Here is an 18,485-nt window from a genome sequence, read left to right as displayed (position 1 = left end):
CAGGCCGTGACTGAGCGCATCGAAGGAGTAAGCTTCGTTTCCAGCGGTACGGCCGAAGCCGACCGCGCGACGGCGCAGTTGCGCGACCGCTACGGTGACTGCGGCTTCGAGAATGCCAGCGTGGTCGTCGCCCTTGGGGGTGATGGCCTCATGCTCCAGACGCTTCACCGCAAGATGGGCATGAACGTGCCGGTCTACGGCATGAACTTCGGGACCGTCGGGTTCCTGATGAACGAGTTCGGCGCCGACAGCCTGCCGCAGCGCCTGGCGGCCGCCTTACCGACCGACATCTACCCGCTAGAGATGCACGTCATGCTCGCGGACGGCTCGGAGCACATGGCCCTTGCGCTCAACGAGGTCTCGCTGTTCCGCATGACCTACCAGGCCGTGAAGGTGCAGATTGTGGTCGATGGCCATGTGCGCCTCGATGAACTCATCTGCGATGGCGTGCTCCTCGCAACTCCAGCGGGCTCGACGGCCTATAACCTCTCCGCCCACGGCCCGATCCTGCCGATAGATGCGCCGCTGCTGGCGCTCACGCCGATCTCGCCATTCCGGCCCCGCCGCTGGCGCGGCGCCATTCTCAACAACCATGCGGTCGTGACCTTCCGCACCCGCGAATCGGAAAAGCGCCCCGTGAGCGCCGTGGCCGACAATGTCGAGTTCCAGCGGGTCGTCGAAGTGACCGTGCGGGAAAACCGTAACCAGAAGGTTACGCTCCTGTTCGACCCGGGCACCGGCCTCGAGGAACGGGTCCTGACCGAGCAGTTCCGCTACTAAGCGGCTGGCAGGGCCAAGCGGTCCTCGAACTCGACGCGGGGCAGCGGCATTTCCGTGCGGGCCGCGCCAGCGAAACCCGCCATCACGCCGCGAGCAGCGCGCCGGGCGAGGATGACGTTCTGCTCGTTGAGGTAGGCAAAGGCCTCTTCGAGTTCCGGCGGGATCGCCCCGTCGTGCTCCACGATCAGTTCCTCGGTCAGGGCCGTGACCACGAAGTGGCGGGCCGAAAGATCGTCCGCCAGGTCGGCCGCGCGGGCGTGGAAAATGAGGCGTGCGAGCATGTTGCGAACCGGCTCGCTCAATCCACATTGGGCGAACATCGCGTTCAGCGCGGCGCGGCTGCCGTTCTCGAGCAGGCTGAAGACCTTCCCCTGAGGGGTGTCGGCCAGGTTGGCAATGCAGTTGGAGAAGAACAGCACATGCCCCTGTACCAGGGCATGCAGCATGACGCGCGTCGAGACGAGCTCGGTGTCGACCAGGCGGGCAGCGTAAGGTTCACGACCAGCGGCGGCTTCCCGCTCGCCAATCGAGGTCAGCGCGGTATCGGTGGCATTGCGCAGCAGGCGGGCCAGGCGCTGTGGCGCGACGGCACCAACGACCATGCGGGTGCCGAGCAGCGCGCTCGCGACGGCCTGAACCAATACAAGGCGCGCGTCGGCAGGCAGGTCCTCGCGCTCAAGCAGAAGACCGCGTATCTCCGCGCTGTCCCGGCCCTCGACCTCGGCGAGTCGTCTCAGCAAGTCCGGCGAGAACGGCACATCCGGACGGCCGAGCAGCTTTGTCGTCAACGGTTCACCGCCGCGGGCGATCAGCGCTTCCACCACCCGCGAGCTAAGGCGCTCGCGCATGGCAGTGGCCAGGAGCATGCCCTGGTCAGCCTGGCCAATGAGAGCCATGAGATCAGCGTCGATCAGCGCCGGCGAATACTGCACGACAGCACGAGCGATGACAGCACTGTCCTGCAGCAGTGCCAGAAGGATGGGGCGCGGCGCTTCGATGGCGTGAAGGAGGCCATAGGCCAGCGCGCCGCGTACGCGTACCGAGGGATCATCAAGGAAGCCGATAAGCGCCGCATAGAGGGCCGCGTGCTCGTCCGCGGGGCCGACATGGTTGAGGTATGCTATCGCCGCCAGATGGGCAGCCTGCCCACGTTCTTCGCTATCACGCGACTGGCTCAGGGCAACGAAGTCCTGGTAGGCGACCATCAAGCTCTCCGGGAGGCGCTGACGTCACGCTATCCGTGAAGGCTTAAGGAACGGTTCACCATAAATGAGCCCGTCAGGGTGTCGCCTTCCCCTGCCCGTAGAGCTGGGTGAAGAGGGCGCTGCCCTGGGCCTCGGTATCCGGGCTCATGAGGACCCTGCTCTGCACTTCGCCCTCGCTGGAAAAGAGCGAAGTGAACGACATGTCGTCCGCAGAGAAGCGCGAAGGCAGGGGCGTCGCATCGGGCCACTTGCCGGAAGGGTCCGCCGCCAGCTGCTGTGCCGAGAACCGTGGGTCAGCCGGAGCGTCGTGCCGCGCGACGAGCGCCTGGTAGACCTCACGGATCGTGCGGGCGTTGCCATCCTCATAGAAGATCGCGCGGTTGGCCTGGGCCGCCTTCGGGAAGAGCTTGGCGGCGATCTGGTCCGGGTTGGCGAGGCCAGCGTTGAAGAGCTTCTCGGCCCCCTGCGCCCCCAGGAAATGCGCAATGTACAGCTCGCCGGGACTAGGCATGCGACCGAACTTCGCAAACAGGTAGTCGCCATTGCTGCGGGTGTAGGCTGCGGCGAGGTCCGAGGCGACCTGAGCATCCTCGCGCAGCGCCAGGATTTCCTTCCGCATTGCCTTGTTCGGAACCGAGTAGTCGCCGCTGGCATCAACCGAGATGGCATCGGCGTAGGCCTGGTAGCCCAGCCGCGGCCCTTCCTGCTTCATCACCTGGAGCCAGGTACTATCGATGAACTGGAAGAGCCCCGTGGCGCTGGAGGTAGCGGCCTTGGCATCCGGCTTCAGGCTGCTCTCGCGGATAGCCGTTTGCAGCAGATAGTCGAAGTCGACCCGGCTCTTCGCCCCTGCCGTGTCGATGGCATAGGCGAGTGGCTGAGGCACCGATATCGGCTTTACGCCCATCGACTCGCGGGTCCGGCTGCTAACGTTCGGTTAACCAATCACTTATGGAGGTTAACGATTGGTTACCCCTGCCAGCGTGTCACTACATCCGAGAGAACCGGCCGATCGCGATCCTCGATCTCCGTGGTCGGCGTCCCGATGTGGATGAAGCCGACGAAGCGCTCGCCGCCGCGGGCGCCCAGCATGGTCTGCGCTTCCGTGTCGAAGCCATACCAGCGGTTGGTCCAGCTTGCCGCAAATCCCATCGCGAAGGCCGCATGCGAGAGATTGAAGCAGACGTTGCCGGCCGAGAGCAGTTGCTCCATCTCGGGTGCCTTCGGATTCGGCTTGGGGGAAAGCAGCACGCCGATGGTCAGCGGCGCCGGCAGAAACTGACGCCGCTCGATATCGAGACCGGCCTCATCAAGGTCCGGCCGACGGCGCCTGGCGATCTCGGCCAGCTTTTCACCCGCCTTGATGCGGTCGTCGCCCTCGATCAGTACCAGTCGCCAGGGCACAAACTTTCCGTGATCCGGCACACGCGTCCCCATGGTCAGGATTTCCTGAAGTTCCTCGGGTGTTGGCCCGGGATCCTTGAGAAAACCGATCCCGACGGAACGTCGGGTCTTGAGGTAGTCGCGCAGTGCGGCGTTGATGGGCATGGTCAGGTCCTTGCGAGAGTGTGGACCTTATGACACAGCTTTTCCCCAATCCAAGCGTAGGGACGCGGATTTTCTGGCGGGCGCCGAAGGGCGTGAATTGCGGGGTCGTTGCGTGATGCTCAGGCAGTGGATCGGGATGTTGGTGCTGGCGTCGCTGCTGGTGCCGACACTGGCGATCGGCCAGGAAGCACCGGTCCCCCTGCCCCGCCGTGCCGACCGCATGCCGGCCGGCATCGAAGCTGCGCCCAGCGCGCCGGCAGCAACGACCACCGACGAAGCCGCGGCCGACGAGGTCCCCGAGGCGGCACCCGATGTGGCGGCGGCCGCCGCCGAGGCCGCTGCGCAGATCGCGGCCATCACCACGCCGCAGCCCGTCACCCTCGTAGCAAAGATTACCGAACAGGGCGGCACGCTGCCCGACGGCGTCACCTGGCGGGTGTTCGAGACCAAGACCGATGCGTCAGGCGACCTGATTCTGGCCAAGAAGTCCGAGGATGCGACTGCCCACATGGAGCTCGCGCCGGGGAACTACGTGGTGCATGTCGCCTACGGCCGGGCCCAGACCACGGACACGCTGACGGTGGCGGAGGGCGAGAACAACAAGCAGCTGGTGCTCGACGCGGGCGCCATGCGCCTCAGCGCGCTCGCCACCGGCGACGTAGCGATTCCGATCAACCTGCTCCGGTTCGACATCTACACGTCCGGAAATGAAGGCGACCGGACGCTTGTTGCGCAGAACCTCAGCTCCAACGACATCGTGACGCTCAACGCGGGCACTTATCACATCGTCTCCTATTTCGGCGATGTGAACGCCGTGGTGCGCGCCGACCTCCGGGTCGAGCCGGGCCAACTGACGGAAGCGACGCTCTACCACAAGGCGGCCCAGATCTCGTTCAAGCTGGTGAGCGAGGCTGGTGGCGAAGCCATTGCCGACATCGACTGGACGGTGAAGACCGCTGACGGGCAGACCGTCTTCACCAATATCGGTGCCTTCCCCTCAACGGTCCTCGCCGAAGGCGACTACCTCGTTTTGGCCAAGCGGGGGGAACAGGTCTACAATCGCGAATTCCAAGTCCAGCCCGGTCCGGCCAAGGAGATCGAGGTCCTCACCGCGGTCTACTGAGACAAGTGAGTGCCCTCGAATTTTCTTCCTGACGCGTGTCGATCCTCCATCCCTCCGCTCGTCGTGGTCATGAAGGCAGGAAACGCCCCATCATCCGATGAGGCACTGCCGCGGAAGGAGAACGACCATGCGGTTCATGATCATCGTCAAGGCCACCCCGGAAAGTGAAGCCGGGATCATGCCCAAGCCTGAAGTCTTCGAAGCGATGGGCAAGTTCAATGAAGAGCTCATTAATGCCGGCGTCTTGCTGGCCGGTGAAGGCCTGCACCCATCGAGCGAGGGTGCCCTCGTCACGTCCAGTGGGGGCGAGATCACCGTCACAGACGGCCCGTTCGCCGAGAGCAAGGAGCTGATTGCTGGCTTCTGGATCATCACGGCTAAGTCGAAGGACGAGGCGCTCGAATGGGTGAAGCGCATTCCCTTCGACGACGGCGAAACGATCGAACTTCGCCGCGTCTTCGAGGCCGCCGACTTCGCCGAGGTCCTTTCAGCCGATGAAATCGCCAAGGAGCAGGCCTGGCGCGATGCCAACCAGAAGCCGATCACGAACTGAAAGGGATTCCGCATGCGCTTCATGATCATCCGCAAAGCCGATGCCGAGACCGAGGCGGGGGTGATGCCAGGCACCGCCCTCATCGAGCAGATGACCGAGTACAACGAGAAGCTGAACAAGGCCGGCGTCCTCGTCGGGGGGGACGGACTGCACCCGAGTGCGCGAGGCGCCCGGGTCAAGTTCAATGCGGGCAAGCCGACGGTGCTCGACGGTCCCTTTGCCGAGGCCAAGGAGCTGATCGCGGGCTACACACTGATCGACGTCGCTTCTCGCGAGGAAGCGATCGAATGGCTCAGGCAGTGGCCGCCGCTTGACGGCCACGGCAATGTCGAACTCGAGCTGCGCCAGATCTTTACCGCCGAGGATTTCGGCGACGCTTTCACGCCCGAGCTGCAGGAACGTCACGCGAACATGCGCGAGGACGAGAAGGCGAGGAGCTGAGCGTCTTGCCGAGGCGGATCGGATTTGGTCTGATCCGCCGCCATGTCGAAACACGAAACCCATAGCGCCATCGAGGCTGTCTTCCGTCTCGAGCAGGCCAGATTGATCGCAGGCCTCACGCGGATCGTGCGCGACGTGGGCATGGCCGAGGAGCTGGCGCAAGACGCTCTGATCGTTGCGCTCAGGCACTGGCCCGAGAACGGCTTGCCTCGTAGCCCCGGCGCCTGGCTGATGCAGACGGCCAAACGCCGCGCCATCGACTACTTCCGCCGCAACAAGATGGCCGCGCGCAAGCTGGACGAACTCGGGCACGACCTGCGCGAGGAGGAGTCGACGGCACCGGACCTCGACACACCGCTGGATGACGATGTCGGCGACGACCTGTTGAAGCTGATCTTCACGTCGTGCCACCCGGTGATCTCACCCGAATCTCGCGTGGCCCTGACGCTGCGGCTGCTCGGTGGACTGACGACGGATGAGATCGCCCGCGCCTTCCTCGCTCCGGAGCCAACGATCGCCCAACGCATCGTTCGGGCCAAGAGGAGCCTTGCCGAAGCAGGCCTGCCCTTCGAGGTGCCGCGGGCCGGAGAGCGGGCGGGCCGTTTGGGATCAGTGCTCGAAGTGCTCTACCTCATCTTCAACGAAGGATACTCGGCAACTGCAGGTGACGACTGGACCCGCCCGGCCCTCTGCGACGAAGCCATGCGGCTCGGACGCATCCTCGCCGGTCTTACCCCCGATGAGCCCGAGGTCCACGGGCTGGTGGCCTTGATGGAAATCCAGGCCTCCCGGCTGAGAGCGAGGAACGGTCCAAAGGGCGAGCCCATCCTCCTGCTCGACCAGAATCGGGCGCTCTGGGATCAGCTCATGATCCGGCGTGGACTGACCGCACTGGAGCGTGCGGAAGCCCTCGGCGGCACCGGGCCCTACGTGCTCCAGGCCGCGATCGCTGCCTGCCATGCCCGCGCCCGGCGCGCCGACGAGACTGACTGGAAGAGGATAGCGGCACTTTATGACCGGCTGGCCGTGGCGGCGCCGAACCCGGTGGTTGAACTCAACCGTGCCGTTGCCCATTCCATGGCCTTCGGGCCGGCCGATGGTCTCGTCATCCTCGCTCTGATCGCCGACGCCCCGGCGCTCAAGGGGTACCACCTGCTCCCGAGTGTGCGTGGCGACTTTCTCTTCAGGCTCGGGCGGCTGGCGGAGGCGCGTGAGGAGTTCGAACGGGCGGCAGGCATGACCCGCAACGAGAAGGAACGCGCGCTGCTGCTGGAGCGGGCGGCCGCCTGCGACCCAGCCGCCTGAGTCGTCGTCAACTCATTAGGTTGGCAGGTCCCCGCGAATTGTTCGTGCGGCAAGATGTGTCCTGCTATCTCCACGACGAGCGCCGGTGCTATAGAGAAAAGGCTTGCAGCAGAAGCACATGTAATGGCTCAGCCAGACCGAAGACTGGTCCCGATAGTATCGCTGGACGTGGTGGGCTATTCCCGCCTGATCGAGCGCAATGAACGTCAGACCCTCCGCCTCGTGCAGCGGGTCTACGATCGCTTGATTGCGGGCACCATCGGGTCGGCTGGCGGCAAGGTCTTCAAGACCATGGGCGACGGTCTTCTCGCAGAGTTCAACAGCGTCGTGGCGGCTGTCCAGTGGACCTCCCAACTGCAGCGCAAGATCCACGAGCGGAAGATCCACGCGCCGGGCGGCGAGCTGTTCCAGGTCCGCGCGGGAATTGTATTGGCAGACGTCCTGGTGGCCGGGAACGACCTCTACGGTTCGGGCATCAACCTCGCCGTGCGCGTGCAGAGCCACTCCCCGCCCGGCGGCATGTGCATCACCAAGTGGATGTACCAGTACCTCGACGGCACCATCGACCTGCCCTTCGTCGACATGGGGCCGACCGAGCTCAAGAACATCACCAAGACGGTACGAATCTACACCTGGCACCCGGCTGGCGTGACGCGCCCGCTACCCATCGATGCGCCGCCACCGCCGCCCCCGAGCAATCGGCCGTCAGTCGTCGTACTGCCGTTCGACAACCTTTCTGGCGAGGCTGACCAGAGCTACTTCGCCGATGCAGTCGTCGAGGAAATCACCGCCACGCTGAGCCGGGTGAAGGACTTCTTCGTCATCGCCCGCAACTCGGCCTTCACCTACAAGGGCCGCGCCGGCATCGACATTCGCCAGATCGGCCGCGACCTGGGGGTCCGTTATGTCGTCGAGGGCTCGGTGCGCCGTGTCGGCGAGCGGGTCCGCATCACGGCGCAGCTGGTCGAGACTGAGACGGGCAGCCACATCTGGTCCAACAAGATCGACGGCGCAGTCGCCGACCTGTTCGACCTGCAGGATCGCATGGCGGCGGAAGTCGCAAGCGCGATACAGCCCTCGATCCGTCGCGCCGAGGTGGAGCGCGCCCGCAAGAAGCGCCCCGAAACGCTCGCCTCCTACGATCTCGTCATGCGGGCGTTTCCGCACCTCTGGGCGCACAGCCCCGACGACAATCGCGAGGCCATCGCCTTCCTGACCCGGGCCCTGCAACTCGAGCCCCAGTATGGGCTAGCGGCAGCGCTGGCGGCGTGGGCGCACGGGCAGCAGATCGCCTACAACTGGACCGCCGATTTCGCGGGCGAGCGGAGCACGGCCTCGCAATTGGTGGAAACCGCGACGATGAACGTCGCGGACGACCCCACAGCCCTGACGGCCCTCGCCTCTGCGATGATGATGCTGGGTGGCAATGTCGCGCAGGCTGCCGCTTTCGCCGACCGGGCGCTGCATCTCGACCCCAACCATGCCTGGGCCTGGATGCGGCGGGGCTGGGGTCACGTCTATCTCGGCAACCCTGATGAGGGTCTTGCCGCCTTCGAGCGTTCCGCCCGCTTGTCGCCAATGGATCCCTTCGGCTTCAACGTCCATCTCGGGATGGGCCTTGCCAACTTCGCCTCGGGCCGGCCCCAGCGGGCGATCGAGTGGGCGCAGCGTGCCATGGCCGAGCGCCCCGGCCTCACCTGGCCTAATCGCGACCTCGCCGTCTATTTCGCCCACCAGGGCGACCTCGCCTCGGCGAGCGATGCCCTAGGGCGATTCCAACGCCACCACCCGCATGTCACCCTCGCCGGCGTGGGCGACGGACTGCGATTCATGTATCCCTCGCTGCTGGCCCGCTACCTGCAAGGGCTGCAGTTGGCAGGGCTTCGTTAGGGCCCTACGCAACTTTATTCATCCCGTAAGTGTTTCTCCAACCTTCGCAGGGCATTCTGCGCGCGGGTTTACGGGGGCAGTGCCTTGGACATTCGACTGGAAAAGCGTCTTTCGCCGCGTCGCAACACAGTGATCGAAGCAACGATCGTGTTCGATGGTGGTCGATCGCGCATGCGGTGCATCATCCGCAACCTGTCAGAATCCGGTGCCAAGCTCGAAGTCGCATCTGTGACGAAGATTCCGCGCACCTTCGATCTCGTGGTCGACAAGGTCCGGCCACAGCCGTGCCTCGTGGTGTGGCGCTCCGTGAAGGAACTCGGCGTGCAGTTCCAGGACACGTCGCTACGCTGAACCCGCACTGAACGGCCAGTTCGGGATCGGTTCAAAGTCTCCCTCCTAGTCAGACGTCCATCGGCGAACGCAAGGCTCGCCGACGTTTCGGCTCCTCGCCGGGACGTACGTCTTTCAGGAGAAAACTATGAAGAAGACTATCGCGATCTCGCTGATCGCCCTCTCGCTTGTCGCTTTCCCGGCCGCCACCCCGACCCTCGCTGTCGACACCGGTATCACGTCGCTATGCGGCCCGGACGGCCCGGAAAACTACAAGGCCCAGGGCGGCTTCTGTGATCAGGTCGGTGCCAACGGCTCGCTGGTCGAGAGCGGGGACTGCACCGAGGCTCCCTGGATTGTCGAGAGCTCCTTCGGGACGCGCGTTGCCGACGAGAAGCTCCTCGTGGCGGCCTCCGGCTGCTACGACTATCCGGAGCTTCCGGACGTCGTCTGACCGACGGGGCGGCCTCAGGGCCGCCCTTTTCCATTCAACTCCCGTTCAGCCGCACTATATCATTGATGGCAGCACAGTTCGGTCAGCGTCCGAAGGAGGGTTGCCATGCCCCAGCACGCGTTCATCATCGCCGGTGACCAGGTGCTCCACGTCGCCAACCCGGCGGGGGCGGCCTTTCCGTACCAGGCAACGTCGCAGGTCCTGCTGCCGCAGGTGCAGGTCGATCCGCAACGTCATGAATCCGCCGAGACCGTCATCGTCGTCGCGCAGGGCACACTCGAGATGATGGTCAACGGCGCGGCTGCCCTCGTCGGGGCAGGCTCTCACGTGAGGGTTCCGCCGGGAGTCTGGTTCGCGTACCGCAACCCCAGTGATTTCCCGGTCCGGCTGCTGTCGCGGACAGCGCCGGTGCCACCATCGGGCCGGCATTGCCGCGTCACTGTTCAGCTGACAGCCGCCTGATCCAAGAAAAGGGCCGCCAAGAGCGGCCCTTTCGCATTTACGCAGCGGCTTGCTGCTTGAGGTCCGGCGGAACCGCTTCCGCCATCAGCTCGACGATCGCATCAGTCGCCGGGATCACCCTCTGGCCTTCGGTGCCGAGGCGGCGGACCGATACGGTGCCCTCCTCGGCCTCGCGCTTGCCGACCACGAACATCAGCGGCACCTTCTGCACCGAGTGCTCGCGCACCTTGTAGTTGATCTTCTCGTTGCGCGCGTCGAGCTCGGCCCGGATGCCGCCGGCGCGAAGGCGGTCGACCAACTTCTGGGCATAGTCGTCGGCCTCCGAGACGATGGTCGCGACGACCACCTGGGTCGGCGCCAGCCACATCGGCATCTTGCCGGCATAGTGCTCGATCAGCATGCCGATGAAGCGTTCGAGCGAGCCGAGGATCGCGCGGTGCAGCATCACCGCGTACTTCTTGGTCCCGTCCTCGGCCACATACATGGCCCCAAGGCGCTCCGGCAGCACGTAGTCGAGCTGGAGCGTGCCCACCTGCCAGGAGCGCCCGATGGCGTCCTTGAGGTGGAACTCGAGCTTGGGCGCATAGAAGGCGCCCTCGCCTTCGGCGATGACGAAGTCGTAGCCGGTGGCCTTGAGGGCGTCGCCCAGAGCCTTCTCGGCCGCGTCCCAGCGCTCGATGGTGCCGCCGAACTTATCCGGCCGGGTCGCCAGCTTGATGACGACGTTCTCGAAGCCCATGTGCTCGTACACCGAGTAGAGCAGGTGCACGAAACGCTCGGTTTCGGCCTGGATCTGCTCCTCGGTGCAGAAGATGTGGGCGTCGTCCTGCGTCATCTGCCGCACGCGCAGCAGGCCATGGAGCGCGCCATGGGCCTCGTTGCGATGGCAGCAGCCGAACTCGGCCATGCGGATCGGCAGGTCGCGGTAGCTCTTGATGCCCTGGTTGAAGATCTGGATGTGGGCCGGGCAGTTCATCGGCTTCAGCGCCATGAGCTCTGCCTTGCCCGACAGGACCGGGCCTTCTTCCTCGGTGCCGGGCACCTCGTCGGGAACCACGAACATGTTCTCGCGGTACTTGCCCCAGTGGCCCGAGGCCTCCCAGAACTTCGACGACATCAGCTGCGGGGTCTTCACCTCGTTGTAGCCGTTGGCGTTCACCCGGCGGCGGATATAGGCCTCCATCTGGTTGTAGAGGACATAGCCCTTGGGGTGCCAGAACACCGAACCCTGGGCTTCTTCCTGCAGATGGAACAGGTCGAGGTCCTTGCCGATGCGGCGGTGGTCCCGCTTCTCGGCTTCCTCGATCATGTGCAGGTATTCGTCGAGTTCCTTCTGGCTGGCGAACGCCGTGCCATAGATGCGGCTCAGCACCGGATTGTTGCTGTCGCCACGCCAGTAGGCGCCGGCCACCTTGGTCAGCTTGAACGCGGTGCCGATGTCCTTGGTCGAGCGCATGTGGGGGCCGCGGCAGAGGTCGAACCACTGGCCCTGCTTGTAGATCTTGATCTTCTGATCCGCCGGGATCGCATCGATCAGTTCGACCTTGAAGTTCTCGCCCTTGCTGGCGAACACCCTCTTGGCCTCGTCGCGCGTCCACACTTCCTTGGTGAAGGCAGCACCGCGCGCGATGATCTCAGCCATCTTCTTTTCGATGGTGCCGAAGTCGTCCTCACTGAACGGCGTGTCGCGCTTGAAGTCGTAGTAGAAGCCGTTCTCGATCACCGGGCCGATGGTGACCTGCGTGTCGGGCCACAGCTCCTGCACTGCCTCGGCGAGGACGTGCGCGGCGTCGTGACGGATCAGCCCGAGCCCATCGGCGCTGTCGCGCATCACGAACTCGATCTTGCCGTCCTCTTCGAGCGGATCGGAAAGGTCGCTGAGGACCCCGTTCCACTTCATGGCGACCGTCTTCTTGGCGAGGCTTGGGGAGATGCCCTCGACCACGGTGGTCCCGGTGGTGCCACGCGCATAGTCGCGTACTGCACCGTCGGGGAACGTCACCTTGATCATTTTCATCTCCAGAATTGGGATTGGCGTCGGCGGAAATGCCGGCAAGGCGGGGTGTCTAGCACGCGTCGCGGGCATACGCCAAGCGGACGCGCCGAATCGCCCGATGGCCTCCAGCCCCGGGTTTTGCAGCAGTCGGGCGGGGACCGGCGCGGTTTCTGGCCACGCGGGTAGTCCGCAGATGAACGGCCGTCGCCGCGCCGGTGCCGAGCGAGGTGGAGTTGGACCTGAGGGGACCAAGAAGCGTGCCCCCATCGCTCCTCTCGTCTGCATTGCTGCATCGGAGCCGGGATGGGCGGCCGGGTGTCAGCCCCAAAAGCCCGCCATGGGACGACTCCCATGACCCTCGATATCCGCCACCGTTCGTTCGTCGCGAGCGCCGCCCCGTGGAGGACGAAGCGAGAATACAATGGGAATGGAGGAAGGGGATAAGGATCGTGCGGAGGCACGGTGGTGGCGAGGTCCGAGTGCGGACCTTCGCCAGTCGAAAGCCGGCGCCATCCGTTGTGGACAGTGCCGGCCGAAGCGTGTCGCGACGGCGCGCGCTATGTTCGCCTGGTGGTCACGGCTCGTCCGATGGCGATGATGATGCAGGCGCCGATGAAGCCCGCAATCAGGTAGCCGACCCAGCCACCGAACGATATCCCGAGCAAGCCAAGGGCCAGATTGGCGACGATCGCCCCGACGATGCCCAGGATGATGTTCATCACGATCCCGGTGTCGGTCTTCATGAACCGGCCGGCGAGCCAGCCGGCGACGCCGCCGATGATGATCGCAGCAATCCAACCCACTCCATCGAAAGCCATTTGCGTCTCCTTCCTCGTTAAGTACCCAGCCAGCCAGAACATTCCGGCTTCGGGAAATAACGGAGAACAACGAAAATCGATCCGTGGACCGTCGCTGATGCTGGCGCTTGCGAAGAGTCGCGTGCCACGCTGCCGACACCCTCGGCGCGAATCCGCGCCACAATCGGCGAGCCAAGCGTGAAGATCGACCTTAAGGCCCAGATCCCGAGTTACGCCGCACCCAAAGGCCGATTCGAGATCGTGGTCATCCCGCCCCTGCGGTACCTCATGATCGACGGCCACGGCGACCCCAATACCGCGCAAGCCTACGTCGATGCCCTGACGACACTCTATCCCGTCGCCTACAAGCTGAAGTTCTTCAGCAAGGTCAGCCTCGAGCGCGACTATGTCGTCATGCCGCTCGAAGCCCTGTGGTGGGCCGAGGACATGGAGGCCTTCACCAGCGCCCGGGACAAGTCGCAATGGGACTGGACCGTGATGAACCTCGTCCCGGAGTGGATCAGCGACGACCACTTCGACGATGTCGTCGCAGCGCTGGCAAAGGCCGGTGGCGCACCGGCTATCGACCGCATCAGGCTGGAGACGCTCGACGAGGGCTTGTGCGTGCAGACGCTGCATGTGGGCTCGTACGACGACGAGGCCCCTACCCTCGCGCGCCTGCACGACGAGTTCGTCCCGGCCAACGGGCTCATGCTCACCGGCAAGCATCACGAGATCTATCTCAACGATCCGCGACGCACCGAGCCATCCAAGCTGCGGACGATCCTGCGCCAGCCCGTCAGCGCGAGGGGCGACGCCAACGCGGGCTGAGCGTGGGGCCGGCCCTGTGGCGGGTCTGCCACCTGGGGACCGAAACCGACCTAAGCACGACTTGCCTCGCCTTCCGCGCGTTGCCAAGCTGGGGTCCTGCACACCAAGCGGCCCGTCAGCGGCCGGCAAGCACCATAGGGAAGAGATGACCAAGATCACGGGGATCGAAACGATCCGCACGCGCGCCGATGGAACATGGCTGTTCGTCAAGGTTCTGACGGACCAGCCGGGCCTCTACGGCATCGGCTCGGCCTCCGACCACTACCGCGCCAAGGTGGTGCAGGCGGCGATCGAGAACGTCACTCCCCTGCTGATCGGCCGCGACGTCAGCCAGATCGAGGATATCTGGCAGTCCGTCTACACCCAGAGCTACTGGCGCAACGAGGCCATCGGCAACACCGCGCAGGCCGGCATCGACATGGCGCTGTGGGACATCAAGGGCAAGGAAGCTGGCATGCCGGTTTACCAGCTGCTCGGCGGCAAGACCCGCAGCGCCGTCGCCGCCTACGCCCATGCCCAGGGCAACTCGCTCACCGAGCTCGAGGACGACGTCCGTCGCTACTGGGAGGAAGGCTACACCGTCATCCGCTGCCAGCTCGGCAACTATGGCGGCGGCGGCTTCCTCGATCGCGCCAACGCCCGCGGGCCCAAGAACCACTGGCCGCAGGACAAGGCTTTCGACGACGACGCGTACCTGCACGCGATCCCCGAAATGTTCGCCCACCTGCGCGACAAGCTCGGCTGGGGCCCGAAATTCACCCATGACGTGCACGAGCACCTCGCCCCGACCAATGCGGTGCAACTGGCCAAGCTGCTCGAGCCCTATCGGCTCTACTTCCTCGAGGACCTGCTGTCGCCCGAACAGGTCGGCTGGTACCGCCAGGTGCGCCAGCAATGCGCCACCCCGCAGGCGATGGGCGAGCTGTTCGTCAACCCGCACGAATACCTGCCGCTGATCACCGAGCGGCTGATCGATTTCGTCCGCGTCCGCATCTCGAAGGGCGGCGGCATCACCCAGGCGCGCAAGATCGCGACGCTCTGTGAATGGTTCGGCGTGCAGACCGCCTGGCAGGAGGGCGGCGACAACGATCCGGTCAACCAGATGGCCGCGATGCATGTCGACCTCGCCTCCACCGCCTTCGGCATTCAGGAGGAGAACCACTTCAAGCCCGAGGAGTACGAGCTGTTCCCCGGCCACGCGATCCTCGAGGGCGGCTATCTCTACGGCAACGAGCAGCCCGGCCTCGGCATCGATATCGACGTGAAGAAGGCGGAAGCCCTGCTCGATCCGGACAAGGCGGCCAAGTCGCACTACATGGCCGAAGACCGCCGCCGCGATGGCGGTATCGTCCGTCCGTAACCCATCCGGCGCCGGGGCAATGCGCCGGCGCCTCCAGCCATTCCAGAACGAGGAGGATATTCTGATGGCCCGCGAACTCCAGGTGCTCACACCGGAACAGGCGCAGCATTTCATCGAGAAGGGCTATGTGCGCGTCAAAGGGTGCGTCGACCCAGCCCTGGCGAAGAAATGGACGGACGAGGCCTACACGCGCCTCGGCTACGACCCCGAGGACCGTTCGACCTGGACCAAGGAGATCGTCTGGATGGACCGCCACAACACGGCGGCGATCAAGGACATCTCGCCCAAGGGCTGGGCGGCGCTCTGCGACGTGACCGGCGGCGAGGATCGCATCGAACACCGGATCATGGAGATCGAGTCGCAGCACTTCACGACCATCGACTCCACCGAGTGGTCGGATGCGTTCGTCGTCAACTTCCGCCGCGGCGCCGACAAGCCGTGGGTCGAGCCATCGGCCGCGGCCGGCGGCTGGCACAAGGACGGCAGCTTCTTCCGCCACTTCCTCGACAGCCGCGAACAGGGTCTGTTGACGATCGTCTACTGGTCGGACGTGGTGCACAAGGGCGGCGGCACGTTCGTGGCGCCCGATTCCATCAAGGTGGTGGCGAAGTACCTCGCCGAGCACCCGGAGGGCGTGGATGACGGGGACGCGTTCGGCAAGCTGATCGAGGAGTGCCAGGAGTTCGAGGAGATCACCGGCGAGACCGGCGACTTCATCATCCTCCACCCGTTCATGCTGCACGCCTCGTCCAACAACCACTCGGGCCGGGTCCGGTTCATGACCAACCCGCCGGTGGTGCTGAAGGAGCCGATGAACCTCAACCGCGACGATCCGAGGGAGTTCTCGCTGATCGAGCGCGCGACGCTGCATGCCCTGGGGAAGGACCGCTATGATTTCCGGCCGACCGCCCCGCGCGAGGAGCGCTGGACGGTCCACGCCTGAGGGCTATTTCCAGCGACCATAGCTCCACGGCGCGTACCAGTGCGCGCCGTCGGGCACCTTCTCCGGCACCGGATCGTAGCCGTGCGTGCCGCCGGGTCGGCAGCGGACGATGCGGGCAAGGCCCATCCAGCCTCCGGGCCAGAAGCCATGGCGCCAGATGGCGTCGCGGGTGAACTCCGAGCAGCTGGGAGCGTGCCGGCAGTTGCGGCCCATGAACATCGAGAGCGAGTAGCGGTAGCCCTGGATCAACACATAGGAGGCGATCCTGAAGGGCCAGTCGACGATCGTCCAGAACAGACGGACGGGGCTGTCCATCAGGCCGTCGCCGCGACCTTCGGCGCCTCGATCTTGTCCAGCGCATCGCACACTGCATCGAACACCAGCAGCGTGGACGTGTGGCGGGGGCGGTACTCGCGGACGGGCTGGAGGTACCTGAGGTCGCTCCACCTTTCGCCGGCGGGCGGCGGGCCGTCGGCCTTGAGCATGGCCGTCATTTCGTCGCGGACGCGGCGGAATTCCTCGACCGAGGTGCCGACGATGTTGGTTGCGACCACTGCCGCAGAGGTCTGGCCCAGGGCGCAGGCCTGAATCTCGTGGCCGTAGCCAGTGATCACTCCGTCCGTGACGCTGATGTCCACCTCGATGGTCGAGCCGCACACGCGACTGACGCGACGCGCACTTGCATCGGCATCGGCGAGCCGGCCGGGGATTGGTTGGTTGCCAGCGATTTCGAGGATCTTTTCAGAATAGAGATCGCCTAAGTCCATGACCGACATGAAACCTTTTCTTGAGCCGCGCATCCAACACCCTATATAGTCACGAGGATGCATCAAGTCAGGGGCGTCCACGTCACTGACAATCCGTGAACCGCTAGGCGACGTGTGCGCATGCCGCCGGAAATTGACCGGGAGAGAACACCATGGACGCCCGCGCCAAGCCGCAGCCGGCTTTGTCGTCTGTCGCCGCCTACCCCCGCCCGAGCCGCGAAGAAGCCGAAGCCGCCGTGCGGACGCTGCTCGCCTGGGCCGGCGACAATCCCAACCGCGAAGGCCTGCTCGATACGCCGCGCCGCGTCACCGAGGCCTATGGCGAGTTCTTCGCCGGCTACAAGCAGAGCGCCGCCGAGACCCTCGAGACGACCTTCAAGGAGGTCGGTGGCTACGACGACATCGTGCTGGTCAAGGACATCCCCTTTGCGTCGCATTGCGAGCACCACATGGTTCCGTTCGTCGGCAAGGCGCACATAGCGTACCTCCCCAATGGCGGCGTCGTGGGCCTGTCCAAGCTCGCGCGCCTGGTCGAGGTCTACGGCCGGCGCCTGCAGGTGCAGGAGAACATGACCCAGCAGGTCATCGACGCGGTGAACGAGCATCTCGACCCGCATGGGGCCGCCGTGATGCTCGAGGCCGAGCACATGTGCATGTCGATGCGCGGCGTGCGCGCCCACGGAGCCGTAACGACAACGCTACGCTTCACGGGCAAGTTCGCCGAGGAGCGCGACCTGCAGGACCGGTTCTTCGCCATGATCGGCCGGCGGGCCTGAGCCTACCGCAACCGCGATCAAGCCTGTGGTAAGGTTGCTCCCTAGGGTGAGACCATGTCCGCAGTCGCCAAGACCATCTGGATGATCGAGTCGCGCTTTGGCGTGCCGCTGTCGCTCGACGAGATGGCTGTGCATGCCGGTATCTCGAAATACCACCTGTCGCGGGTCTTTGCGCAGCAGACCGGGCATTCGATCTCGGGCTACCTGCGCGGCCGCCGTCTCACTGAAGCAGCGAAGGCATTGGCAGGCGGCGCGCCGGACATCCTCGGGGTGGCCCTCGATGCCGGCTACGGCTCGCATGAGGCCTTCACGCGCGCCTTCCACGAGGTGATGGGAGCGACACCGGACGACGTCCGCCAGGGCCGCTCGCTCGAGGGGCTGCCGCTATTGCAGCCGTTGCGCATGGATCCGCAGACCGAGGTGAAACTCAGCGCGCCGCGCATAGAACGACGCGCCGCCTTTCGCGTCGCCGGAGTACTGGAGCGGCATTTGCCGCCGCTGGGAGCGTCGATCCCGGCGCAGTGGCAGAAGGTCAATCCCTACTTCGGCAACGTGCCGGGCGCCGTGGAAGGCGTCGCCTACGGGGTCTGCGGACACTGTGCCGGAGAGCGGGGCGAAAGCGAGTACATGGCCGGCATGGAGGTGAGCGATGTCGCCGAGGTGCCGCCGGAACTCGACGTGATCACCATCCCGGCGCAGCGCTACGCCCGCCTTGGCCACCGGGGCCACATCACCACCATCCGCTCCACCATCGATGCGATCTACGCGCACTGGCTGCCGCAATCGGGCTATCGGCGGTCGCAGGCCCCCTACAACTTCATCGAGTACTACGGCCCCGACTTCAGCGGGGCCACTGGCCTGGGCACCGTCGAAATCTGGCTCGCGCTCGAGGACTGAACGCGGTGGATTGAGCGTCGTGCGGGC

General features: G+C 65.1%; 21 protein-coding genes. 14 read left to right on the top strand and 7 right to left on the bottom strand.

Translation table 11 applies throughout. From position 1 onward, the window contains the following. Nucleotides 1-6: 6 nt before the first annotated feature. Nucleotides 7-780 (top strand): NAD kinase, encoded by a 774-nt coding sequence (locus PRN20_RS12460; protein WP_273957700.1) that lies wholly within the window; start codon nt 7-9, stop codon nt 778-780. Here the strand turns inward: PRN20_RS12460 and PRN20_RS12455 are convergent. The 3 genes from PRN20_RS12455 to PRN20_RS12445 form a co-directional block, all read right to left on the bottom strand. Beyond that, entirely contained in the window at nt 777-1,985 is a 1,209-nt protein-coding gene (locus PRN20_RS12455; RefSeq protein ID WP_273957699.1) for a DUF2336 domain-containing protein, read from the bottom strand. The two genes, PRN20_RS12460 and PRN20_RS12455, sit on opposite strands and share 4 nt — an antisense overlap. 73 nt (nt 1,986-2,058) lie before the next feature. Next, entirely contained in the window at nt 2,059-2,871 is an 813-nt protein-coding gene (locus PRN20_RS12450) for a transglycosylase SLT domain-containing protein (RefSeq protein ID WP_273957698.1), read from the bottom strand. Between the two features lie 83 nt (nt 2,872-2,954). Continuing rightward, complete coding sequence (locus PRN20_RS12445) at nt 2,955-3,533, bottom strand: nitroreductase family protein (RefSeq protein ID WP_273957697.1); 579 nt, start codon at nt 3,531-3,533, stop codon at nt 2,955-2,957. Nucleotides 3,534-3,645: 112 nt separating this feature from the next. On the opposite strand from PRN20_RS12445, the gene PRN20_RS12440 reads away from it, so the two are divergent. From PRN20_RS12440 to PRN20_RS12405, 8 genes are all read left to right on the top strand, one after another. Next, nucleotides 3,646-4,656: a hypothetical protein gene (locus PRN20_RS12440; protein WP_273957696.1), complete on the top strand. Its 1,011-nt coding sequence runs from the start codon at nt 3,646-3,648 to the stop codon at nt 4,654-4,656. 127 nt (nt 4,657-4,783) lie between these two features. Beyond that, on the top strand, nt 4,784-5,209 hold the full coding sequence (locus PRN20_RS12435) for a YciI family protein (RefSeq protein WP_273957695.1): 426 nt from the start codon (nt 4,784-4,786) through the stop codon (nt 5,207-5,209). A 12-nt stretch (nt 5,210-5,221) separates the two neighbouring features. Continuing rightward, a complete protein-coding gene (locus PRN20_RS12430; RefSeq protein WP_273957694.1) occupies nt 5,222-5,650 on the top strand; it encodes a YciI family protein in 429 nt (142 codons plus the stop codon). A 42-nt stretch (nt 5,651-5,692) separates the two neighbouring features. Further along, a complete protein-coding gene (locus tag PRN20_RS12425) occupies nt 5,693-6,955 on the top strand; it encodes an RNA polymerase sigma factor (RefSeq protein ID WP_273957693.1) in 1,263 nt (420 codons plus the stop codon). A gap of 123 nt (nt 6,956-7,078) precedes the next feature. Continuing rightward, entirely contained in the window at nt 7,079-8,845 is a 1,767-nt protein-coding gene (locus tag PRN20_RS12420) for a tetratricopeptide repeat protein (RefSeq protein WP_273957692.1), read from the top strand. Between the two features lie 84 nt (nt 8,846-8,929). Next, on the top strand, nt 8,930-9,196 hold the full coding sequence (locus tag PRN20_RS12415; protein ID WP_273957691.1) for a PilZ domain-containing protein: 267 nt from the start codon (nt 8,930-8,932) through the stop codon (nt 9,194-9,196). Nucleotides 9,197-9,323: 127 nt separating this feature from the next. Continuing rightward, entirely contained in the window at nt 9,324-9,629 is a 306-nt protein-coding gene (locus PRN20_RS12410; RefSeq protein WP_273957689.1) for a hypothetical protein, read from the top strand. 105 nt (nt 9,630-9,734) lie between these two features. Continuing rightward, nucleotides 9,735-10,091, top strand: coding sequence for a cupin domain-containing protein (locus tag PRN20_RS12405; RefSeq protein ID WP_273957688.1), 357 nt, complete (start codon nt 9,735-9,737; stop codon nt 10,089-10,091). A gap of 37 nt (nt 10,092-10,128) precedes the next feature. Here the strand turns inward: PRN20_RS12405 and thrS are convergent, their stop codons facing one another. Both thrS and PRN20_RS12395 read right to left on the bottom strand, forming a co-directional pair. Then, nucleotides 10,129-12,102, bottom strand: a complete 1,974-nt coding sequence (thrS, locus tag PRN20_RS12400; RefSeq protein ID WP_273957687.1) for a threonine--tRNA ligase — start codon at nt 12,100-12,102, stop codon at nt 10,129-10,131. A gap of 542 nt (nt 12,103-12,644) precedes the next feature. Beyond that, the gene (locus tag PRN20_RS12395) at nt 12,645-12,905 is read right to left on the bottom strand and encodes a GlsB/YeaQ/YmgE family stress response membrane protein (RefSeq protein WP_273957686.1); all 261 of its coding nucleotides are present in this window, start codon (nt 12,903-12,905) and stop codon (nt 12,645-12,647) included. 177 nt (nt 12,906-13,082) lie between these two features. Here PRN20_RS12395 and PRN20_RS12390 point away from each other — a divergent pair, with 177 nt between their 5' ends. The 3 genes from PRN20_RS12390 (at nt 13,083) to PRN20_RS12380 (ending at nt 16,018) form a co-directional block, all read left to right on the top strand. Then, the gene (locus PRN20_RS12390; RefSeq protein ID WP_273957685.1) at nt 13,083-13,715 is read left to right on the top strand and encodes a GyrI-like domain-containing protein; all 633 of its coding nucleotides are present in this window, start codon (nt 13,083-13,085) and stop codon (nt 13,713-13,715) included. Between the two features lie 145 nt (nt 13,716-13,860). Beyond that, nucleotides 13,861-15,075 (top strand): enolase C-terminal domain-like protein, encoded by a 1,215-nt coding sequence (locus tag PRN20_RS12385; RefSeq protein WP_273957684.1) that lies wholly within the window; start codon nt 13,861-13,863, stop codon nt 15,073-15,075. 64 nt (nt 15,076-15,139) lie between these two features. Continuing rightward, nucleotides 15,140-16,018, top strand: a complete 879-nt coding sequence (locus tag PRN20_RS12380; RefSeq protein WP_273957683.1) for a phytanoyl-CoA dioxygenase family protein — start codon at nt 15,140-15,142, stop codon at nt 16,016-16,018. A 3-nt stretch (nt 16,019-16,021) separates the two neighbouring features. Here the strand turns inward: PRN20_RS12380 and yidD are convergent, their stop codons facing one another. Continuing rightward, a complete protein-coding gene (yidD, locus tag PRN20_RS12375) occupies nt 16,022-16,333 on the bottom strand; it encodes a membrane protein insertion efficiency factor YidD (protein WP_273957682.1) in 312 nt (103 codons plus the stop codon). Continuing rightward, nucleotides 16,333-16,794, bottom strand: a complete 462-nt coding sequence (locus PRN20_RS12370; protein ID WP_273957681.1) for an iron-sulfur cluster assembly scaffold protein — start codon at nt 16,792-16,794, stop codon at nt 16,333-16,335. The genes yidD and PRN20_RS12370 overlap by 1 nt, the downstream gene beginning before the upstream one ends. Before the next feature lie 143 nt (nt 16,795-16,937). On the opposite strand from PRN20_RS12370, the gene folE reads away from it, so the two are divergent. Both folE and PRN20_RS12360 read left to right on the top strand, forming a co-directional pair. Then, nucleotides 16,938-17,561, top strand: coding sequence for a GTP cyclohydrolase I FolE (gene folE / locus PRN20_RS12365; RefSeq protein WP_273957680.1), 624 nt, complete (start codon nt 16,938-16,940; stop codon nt 17,559-17,561). Nucleotides 17,562-17,615: 54 nt separating this feature from the next. After that, nucleotides 17,616-18,458 (top strand): AraC family transcriptional regulator, encoded by an 843-nt coding sequence (locus PRN20_RS12360; RefSeq protein ID WP_273957679.1) that lies wholly within the window; start codon nt 17,616-17,618, stop codon nt 18,456-18,458. The last annotated feature ends 27 nt before the right edge of the window (nt 18,459-18,485 follow it).

The organism is Devosia sp. ZB163, from assembly GCF_028613635.1.
In the GTDB taxonomy this organism is placed as follows: Bacteria; Pseudomonadota; Alphaproteobacteria; order Rhizobiales; family Devosiaceae; genus Devosia_A.
Note: the sequence above shows the minus strand (reverse complement) of the source record. Positions and strands in the feature narration are given on the sequence as shown.